General features: G+C 64.4%; 11 protein-coding genes. 1 reads left to right on the forward strand and 10 read right to left on the reverse strand.

Features of this window, described 5'->3' with window-relative positions:
- Positions 1-72: 72 nt before the first annotated feature.
- The 10 genes from ACFWPJ_RS20020 to ACFWPJ_RS20065 form a co-directional block, all read right to left on the reverse strand.
- The gene (locus tag ACFWPJ_RS20020) at positions 73-618 is read right to left on the reverse strand and encodes an adenylate kinase (RefSeq protein WP_378853419.1); all 546 of its coding nucleotides are present in this window, start codon (positions 616-618) and stop codon (positions 73-75) included.
- A complete protein-coding gene (secY, locus tag ACFWPJ_RS20025; protein ID WP_378853421.1) occupies positions 615-1937 on the reverse strand; it encodes a preprotein translocase subunit SecY in 1323 nt (440 codons plus the stop codon). Before secY ends, ACFWPJ_RS20020 begins: the two co-directional genes overlap by 4 nt.
- Before the next feature lie 166 nt (positions 1938-2103).
- On the reverse strand, positions 2104-2547 hold the full coding sequence (rplO, locus tag ACFWPJ_RS20030) for a 50S ribosomal protein L15 (protein WP_019045071.1): 444 nt from the start codon (positions 2545-2547) through the stop codon (positions 2104-2106).
- 2 nt (positions 2548-2549) lie between these two features.
- Entirely contained in the window at positions 2550-2729 is a 180-nt protein-coding gene (rpmD, locus tag ACFWPJ_RS20035; protein ID WP_019045070.1) for a 50S ribosomal protein L30, read from the reverse strand.
- Position 2730: 1 nt separating this feature from the next.
- Positions 2731-3378, reverse strand: a complete 648-nt coding sequence (gene rpsE / locus ACFWPJ_RS20040; RefSeq protein WP_378853423.1) for a 30S ribosomal protein S5 — start codon at positions 3376-3378, stop codon at positions 2731-2733.
- A gap of 31 nt (positions 3379-3409) precedes the next feature.
- Complete coding sequence (gene rplR / locus ACFWPJ_RS20045; RefSeq protein ID WP_378853425.1) at positions 3410-3817, reverse strand: 50S ribosomal protein L18; 408 nt, start codon at positions 3815-3817, stop codon at positions 3410-3412.
- 2 nt (positions 3818-3819) lie between these two features.
- On the reverse strand, positions 3820-4359 hold the full coding sequence (gene rplF, locus ACFWPJ_RS20050) for a 50S ribosomal protein L6 (protein WP_378853427.1): 540 nt from the start codon (positions 4357-4359) through the stop codon (positions 3820-3822).
- 13 nt (positions 4360-4372) lie between these two features.
- Positions 4373-4771, reverse strand: a complete 399-nt coding sequence (rpsH, locus tag ACFWPJ_RS20055) for a 30S ribosomal protein S8 (RefSeq protein ID WP_014981717.1) — start codon at positions 4769-4771, stop codon at positions 4373-4375.
- A gap of 234 nt (positions 4772-5005) precedes the next feature.
- Positions 5006-5674, reverse strand: a complete 669-nt coding sequence (locus ACFWPJ_RS20060; protein WP_378853433.1) for a YoaK family protein — start codon at positions 5672-5674, stop codon at positions 5006-5008.
- Positions 5675-5956: 282 nt separating this feature from the next.
- On the reverse strand, positions 5957-6484 hold the full coding sequence (locus ACFWPJ_RS20065) for a hypothetical protein (protein ID WP_378853429.1): 528 nt from the start codon (positions 6482-6484) through the stop codon (positions 5957-5959).
- Between the two features lie 378 nt (positions 6485-6862).
- Here ACFWPJ_RS20065 and ACFWPJ_RS20070 point away from each other — a divergent pair.
- Positions 6863-7105 (forward strand): hypothetical protein (locus tag ACFWPJ_RS20070; RefSeq protein WP_378853431.1); only part of this gene is annotated, 243 nt, incomplete at its 3' end.

Raw genomic sequence — 7105 nt, forward strand, 5'->3', positions numbered from 1 at the left:
CCGCCTAACGTACCGCCACCCCCTTTTTAGTAGGGTTGCAGACCACCCGGCATCAGTACTCCGATCCGGTGGTTACCGACCGAGGGCGGCCAGCGCCCGGGCGTTGACTTCGTCGACCTCGCCGATGCCGTCGACCGTGACGACCAGACCGTCGTAGTGCTCGAGCAGCGGTTCGGTCTCCTCGCGGTAGACACGCATCCGGTTGCGAATGACGTCCTCGGTGTCGTCGGCACGACCACGGGCGAGCATCCGCTCGACCACGGTGTCCTCGGCGACCACGAAGCACAGCACCGCGTCGAGCACAGAGCCGTTGTTCTCGAGGATCTTCTTCAGCGCGTCTGCCTGGTCGACCGTGCGCGGGTAGCCGTCGAGCACGAAGCCGTTCGCGGCGTCCGGCTCGGCGACGCGGGCCTCGACCATGCGGTTCGTGACGTCGCTGGGGACGAGGTCGCCCGCGTCCATGTACTTCTGCGCTTCGCGACCGAGGGCGGTCTGCTGGCTGATGTTCGCGCGGAAGAGGTCTCCGGTGGAGATGTGCGGAACGCCCAGCTTCTCCGACAGCAGGACGGCCTGAGTACCTTTGCCGGCACCCGGCGGACCGAGCAGAACAACTCTCACTTGAGGAACCCTTCGTAATTTCGATTCATCAGCTGGCTCTCGATCTGCTTGACCGTGTCGAGACCAACACTGACCATGATGAGCACCGCGGCACCGCCGAAGGCCATGTTCGCCGACTGGCCCGTGCTGCCCGCGCCGAGGAACAAGCTCGGGAGGACGGTGACCGCGCCGAGGTAGATCGAGCCAGGCAGGGTGATGCGGCTCAGAACAAAATTCAGGTAGTCGGCGGTCGGCCTACCCGGACGATAGCCAGGAATGAAGCCACCGAACTTCTTCATCTCGTCGGCGCGTTCCTCCGGGTTGAAGGTGATCGCGACGTAGAAGTAGGTGAAGAACACGATCAGACCGAAGTAGATGGCGATGTAGACCGGGTTGGTCGGGTCGACCAGATACTTCTGGATGATCTCCTGCCACCAACTCGGCTCTGTCGCCGTGCTCGACCCGGTCAGCTGCGCGATCAGGTTGGGCAGGTACAGCAGTGAGGACGCGAAGATCACCGGGATGACACCGGCTTGATTGACCTTCAACGGCAGGTAGGTCGAGGAACCGCCGTACATCTTGCGGCCGACGACGCGCTTGGCGTACTGCACCGGAATCCGGCGCTGGCCCTGCTCGACGAAGATCACGGCCACGATGATCGCCAGCACGGCGGCACAGACGAGACCGAAGACCAGGCCACCGCGGGTGTCCAGGATCGCCTTGCCGTCGAGCGGGATGCGGGCGGCGATACCGGCGAAGATGAGCAGCGACATGCCGTTACCGACACCGCGCTCGGTGATCTGCTCGCCGAACCACATCACCAGCGCCGCACCGGCGGTCATCACCACGACGATGATGATCATGCCGAAGATGCTGGTATCGGCCAGGATCGGCTTGGCGCAGCCCTGCAGTAGCTGACCGCGCGCGGCCAGCGCGACGAGACCGGTGGCCTGCAGAATCGCCAGGGCGATCGACAGATACCGGGTGTACTGCGTCATCTTGGTCTGGCCGGATTGGCCTTCCTTGCGCAACTCCTCGAAGCGCGGGATGACGACGGTCAGCAGCTGGATGATGATGCTCGCGGTGATGTAGGGCATGATGCCGATCGCGAACACCGACAGCTGCAGCAGCGCACCACCGGAGAACAGGTTGATGAGCTGGTAGATACCGGCGGATTCACCACCGGAGACCTGCTTCACGCACTCCTGGACGTTTTGGTAATCGACGCCGGGGGATGGCAGCGCGGCACCCAACCGGTACAGCGCGATCAACCCCAGCGTGAAGAGAATCTTCCGCCGTAAGTCCGGAGTCCGGAAGGCCGATACGAAGGCGGAAAGCACAGATCCTCCTGGCGAACGACATGGGTCATGCCATGCGACTGAACCAACACCGCGTCGTGTGGGATACGTCAGCCGATGACGAGCTTGGCAGACAACACTTGAACTCTAACAGTGACACCGGACGAGCTCTCGACTCGTCCGGTGTCTGCTGCTAACTACAGTACCGTCAGGCCAGTTCGGTGACGGTGCCACCGGCGGCGGCGATCTTCTCCTTGGCGGAGCCGGTCACCTTGTCGGCGGTCACCTGGACCGCGACACCGATTTCACCATCGCCGAGGACCTTGACCAGCTCGTTCTTGCGAACGGCGCCGGCCGCGACGAGCTCGGCCTTACCGACCGTGCCGCCCTCGGGGAACAGCTCCGCGATGCGGCCCACGTTCACAACCTGGTACTCCACGCGGAAGCGGTTGGTGAAGCCCTTGAGCTTCGGCAGGCGCATGTGCAGCGGCATCTGGCCACCCTCGAACGCCGGGGAGACGTTCTTGCGGGCCTTGGTGCCCTTGGTACCACGACCGGCGGTCTTACCCTTGGAACCCTCACCGCGACCCACACGGGTCTTCTCGGTCTTGGAACCCGGCGCAGGACGCAGGTGGTGCAACTTGATGGTCATTGTCAGACCTCCTCAACTGTTACGAGGTGGCGCACGACGTTGATCAGACCGCGGTTCTGAGCGTTGTCCTCACGGACAACACTCTGACGGATCTTGCGAAGGCCCAGCGTACGCAGGGAGTCCTTCTGATTCGCCTTGGCGCCGATGGTGCTCTTGATCTGGGTCACCTTGAGATCAGCCATGTCAGGCTCCCTGTCCCGCACGCGCACGCAGCATGCCCGCCGGAGCGACATCCTCGATCGGCAGACCGCGACGCGCGGCAACCTCTTCGGGACGCTGGAGCATCTTGAGCGCGGCAACCGTCGCGTGAACGACGTTGATCGCATTGTCGCTACCGAGCGACTTGGCCAGAATGTCGTGAATGCCAGCGCATTCGAGCACGGCACGCGCCGCGCCACCGGCGATCACACCGGTACCGGGCGAAGCCGGACGCAGCATGACGACACCGGCCGCCGCCTCACCCTGAACCGGGTGGGTGATGGTCGAGCCGATCATCGGGACACGGAAGAAGCCCTTGCGAGCCTCCTCGACACCCTTCTGGATGGCCGCGGGAACTTCCTTGGCCTTGCCGTAGCCGACGCCGACCAGACCGTTGCCGTCACCGACGATCACGAGGGCGGTGAAGCTGAAGCGACGACCACCCTTCACGACCTTGGAGACGCGGTTGATCGCGACTACGCGCTCGAGCTGGTTCTTCTCGGCAGCCTGGTCCCGACGGTCACCGCCGCGACGGTCGCCGCCACCGCGACGATCGCCACGGCCGCCCTCGGGGGCATTGGGGTTCTGTCCGGCGGGTCCGCTGCCGCCGTCACGCCGCTGACGTCCCGGCATCAGACGTTCCTTCCATTCGAAATAACAGTCATCAGAACTTCAACCCGCCTTCACGAGCGGCATCGGCCAGCGCCGCGATACGGCCGTGGTAGTCGTGACCACCACGGTCGAACACGACCGCCTCGATACCGGCAGCCTTGGCACGCTCGGCGATCAGCTGACCGACCTTGGCGCCCTTGGCGGACTTGTCGCCCTCCAGCGCACGCACATCGGCCTCGATCGAGGACGCGGCGGCGATGGTCTTGCCGACCGAATCGTCGACGAGCTGGGCGTGCAGGTGCCGCGAGGAGCGGTTTACCACCAGGCGCGGACGCTCGGTGGTGCCGACGACCTTCTTGCGCAGACGTAAGTGACGGCGGGTCTTCGACAGACGACGCTTCGTGGAAGCGTCCTTGCCCAGCGGAATCCGCTTGGCCTTCTGGTTTTCGGTTTGCGCCATGATCACTTACCCGTCTTTCCGACCTTGCGGCGAACGACCTCGCCGGCGTAGCGGATGCCCTTGCCCTTGTACGGGTCGGGCTTACGCAGTCCGTGGATGACAGCGGAGATCTGGCCGACCTTCTGCTTGTCGATACCGGACACGGAGAACTTGGTGGGCGATTCCACCGCGAAGGTGATGCCCTCCGGGGCCTCGATCGGCACCGGGTGGCTGTAGCCCAGGGCGAACTCGAGGTTCGAGCCCTTGGCGGCCACACGGTAACCGACACCGAAGATTTCCATCTTCTTCTCGTAGCCCTTGGTGACACCCTCGATCATGTTGGCGATCAGGGTGCGGCTCAGGCCGTGCAGCGAGCGGTTTGCGCGCTCGTCGTTCGGACGCTGGACCTCGAGCTCGTTGCCCTCGCCCTTGGCGACGGTGATCGGCTCGGCCACGGAGTGCGACAGGGTGCCCTTGGGACCCTTCACCGTGACGACCTGGCCGTCGATGGTGACGTCGACGCCGGCCGGAATCTCGATGGGCTTCTTACCAATACGCGACATTAGTAGTCCTCCCTTACCAGACGTAGGCGAGGACTTCGCCGCCCACGCCCTGCTTGGCCGCCTGACGGTCGGTGAGCAGACCGGTCGACGTGGAAATGATCGCCACGCCGAGGCCGCCGAGGACCTTGGGCAGGTTGGTGGACTTCGCGTACACACGCAGACCCGGCTTCGAGACGCGACGCAGGCCCTGCAGGCTGCGCTCACGGCTGGGGCCGTACTTCAGATCGACGACGAGGGACTTGCCCACGGTCGCGTCTTCGGTGCGGTAATCGGCGATGTAGCCCTCACGCTTCAAGATCTCGGCGATGTTCGCCTTGAGCTTGGAGTGGGGCGCCTTCACCTGATCGTGGTACGCCGAGTTGGCGTTGCGCAGACGTGTCAAGAAGTCTGCGATCGGATCAGTCATGGTCATGGTTAGACCTCGACACCTTTCTCGCTGCGGTTCCCATGCAGCATCTCCCCGCTTTCGCGAGGTGACCGTGGGCCTACAACAATTCGGCTGGTCCGGACGGCACTTACCGACCGGATGAGTTCTCGTTACGAGCTCTCGGCGCCTGGACCGTCCGCCCGCTTCACCTACAGTCAGCGAGGCGCCAGCGGACACAGTGGTGCCCAGGCAACCGCTCTAGTGTAGGCAATGCCGTGGTCAGGACAAAATCTGGGGCTCGGTCGCCGCCTTGGCGGTGAGCAGGATCGCCACGGCCGAGACGACGGTGGCCACGATCAGCATCATCTCGCCGCCGACCAGCATGCTCAGCACGCCGCCGAGGAAGGCGCCCACGGCGAAGGATCCGTACTGCAGCGCGTAGCCGAGCCAATCACGGGAGCTGCCGCCGCTGACATGGCTTTCGATGCCCTGACTCAGCTTCACCACCGTGCCGGTCGCGTAGCTCAGCGGAACGCTGGTCTCGCCGTTCTTGACGAAGGCGGTGTTGAGCGCGCCGACCGCGAACGCGACGAAGGCGATGGGGATGAACCCCACCTCCTGTCCGCCCGTGCGGTCGAGGACCCAGTCGACGACGGCGGCGGCAGCCAGGGCGGCGGTGGTCACCACGGCCGCGCCGTAGCGGCTGTCGCGCCACACGCGCCTGCGCAGCAGCGAGGCCACGAACACGCCGAGACCGAAGGAGAAGAGCAGGGTGATGGCGCCGGTTGCCAGGACGACATCATTGTCGAACCAGCCGAGGACGGCTCGCTCGGTATTTCCGGTCATGAACGTCACGAAATATCCGGCGGAATGCGTGTAGGCGGCTGCGCCGATAAATCCGGCCAGCACCGAAAGAAAGGCGACCATCGGCATCGCGCCGGTCGGCATCCCCCGGTACGCGGGGTGGCGGGCCAGGTCACGCCCGGTTTTCTCTGTGGCTATCGTCACAATCCCACTTCCTCCACTTGTCCTGGAATTAGGGATCATCGTCGACACCCGGTTGCGCCACATTTCCGCGCAACAAGCCCGACAGTAGCGACGGAGTAGCGTGCCGACCACCTGGGCACGAAAACTATCGGGAGAAACACAGAGTCCGCCGCAATACTTAACTCTTCGTCGAACTCGGCCTCCAACCCGAACCCGACGACCACCGCCGAGTCCTGGCAGTGCTCACCTATCTGCGACTGGCCGATTGACAGCGAGGCCGTCCGCGCTTTTCGGCCTGATGCTCAGCGCCACTTCGATGGCGAGCTCGCGCAGCGTCTCTCGATCGGCGACGCCGGGAAGATAGGCCGCGACCACAACCACCCACGGCGTGTCGGTGAATCGGCGCAGCGCCTGGACGGATATCGCCGTCGCATGGACCGGTTCCTGCACCAGCAGCGACACCCCAGCCCCTGACACCTGTTCACACCGGTCGGCCTTTCCCCCACCGAATCCCGGCGCCAGCTCGGCGAGCCCGGTCCGCTGCGGCACCCGCATCCACGCGACCGCCAGTGAACCCATCAGCGGGGCACCCGACTCGTCGACGCCGGGCAGCAGCACCGTAACCGCCGACCCCGCCTCCGCCGCCGCGCTCCTGGTGGCGGCGATACCGTCCCAGTCGGGTGCGTAACTCTCCAGCGGAATGCCGTTCTCCGGCAATGCGATCGACCATTCGAAGTCCGGTGTCGCGACAACCGGCTGTGCGTAGGACATGTTTCGTCTCCCCCTCGTATCCGAATCCCTTGAACTGGTGGCGAATCCACGAATCCCGAGTTCGCTCCGCCGCAGTACACCCGGATAGGAACGCCCAGGTCAAGCGAAAGCACCCCCCACTTATGACTCACGTCACGTGAATCGGATCTCGCTTTCACCGGGAGTGCAGCGCCGAGATGGTGAATCCGATCGGCTCTCATGGGCTTACGGCGAGAGCTGGTCCGCATGTCGGTATGCCGCGCGTCACGCGCGCGTATCGCTCGGGCGGGCTCGAGCGTTACTGCGATTGTCGCCACATGCCCGACTCGGGGCTGGTTCGGCGCCGAGTTCCTGTGGTCTACTGCGGTTGCGTTGCTCGTCGAATGTTGTTGTCGGCGAATGCATCTTGCGTTGTCGGGTTTGGTAGTCGTGGGGGTTTCCGTGGGGTTTGCGCAGTTTCCGATCGATGAGTTGGCGGGGATCGGTGCGGATTTGTCGCGGATCGAGGCCGAGTTGAGTGCTCCGCGGAAGTCTCTGGCCGATGCGCAGGGTTTGGGTTCGCAGCAGCAGGACGCGATTCGGAATGCGATCGAGGATTTCCATACCGACTGGGCGACCAGTGTCGCGCAGGTAGTCGACAAC

The organism is Nocardia sp. NPDC058497 (assembly GCF_042720195.1).
GTDB lineage: Bacteria > Actinomycetota > Actinomycetes > Mycobacteriales > Mycobacteriaceae > Nocardia.

Coding starts and splice junctions, on each gene's coding strand:
- rplO (WP_019045071.1), bottom strand. CDS start 2,547: ATGACCATCAAGTTGCACCACCTGCGTCCTGCGCCGGGTTCCAAGACC.
- rpmD (WP_019045070.1), bottom strand. CDS start 2,729: ATGGCTGATCTCAAGGTGACCCAGATCAAGAGCACCATCGGCGCCAAG.
- rpsE (WP_378853423.1), bottom strand. CDS start 3,378: ATGCCGGGACGTCAGCGGCGTGACGGCGGCAGCGGACCCGCCGGACAG.
- rplR (WP_378853425.1), bottom strand. CDS start 3,817: ATGGCGCAAACCGAAAACCAGAAGGCCAAGCGGATTCCGCTGGGCAAG.
- rplF (WP_378853427.1), bottom strand. CDS start 4,359: ATGTCGCGTATTGGTAAGAAGCCCATCGAGATTCCGGCCGGCGTCGAC.
- rpsH (WP_014981717.1), bottom strand. CDS start 4,771: ATGACCATGACTGATCCGATCGCAGACTTCTTGACACGTCTGCGCAAC.
- ACFWPJ_RS20060 (WP_378853433.1), bottom strand. CDS start 5,674: ATGCCGACCGGCGCGATGCCGATGGTCGCCTTTCTTTCGGTGCTGGCC.
- ACFWPJ_RS20065 (WP_378853429.1), bottom strand. CDS start 6,484: ATGTCCTACGCACAGCCGGTTGTCGCGACACCGGACTTCGAATGGTCG.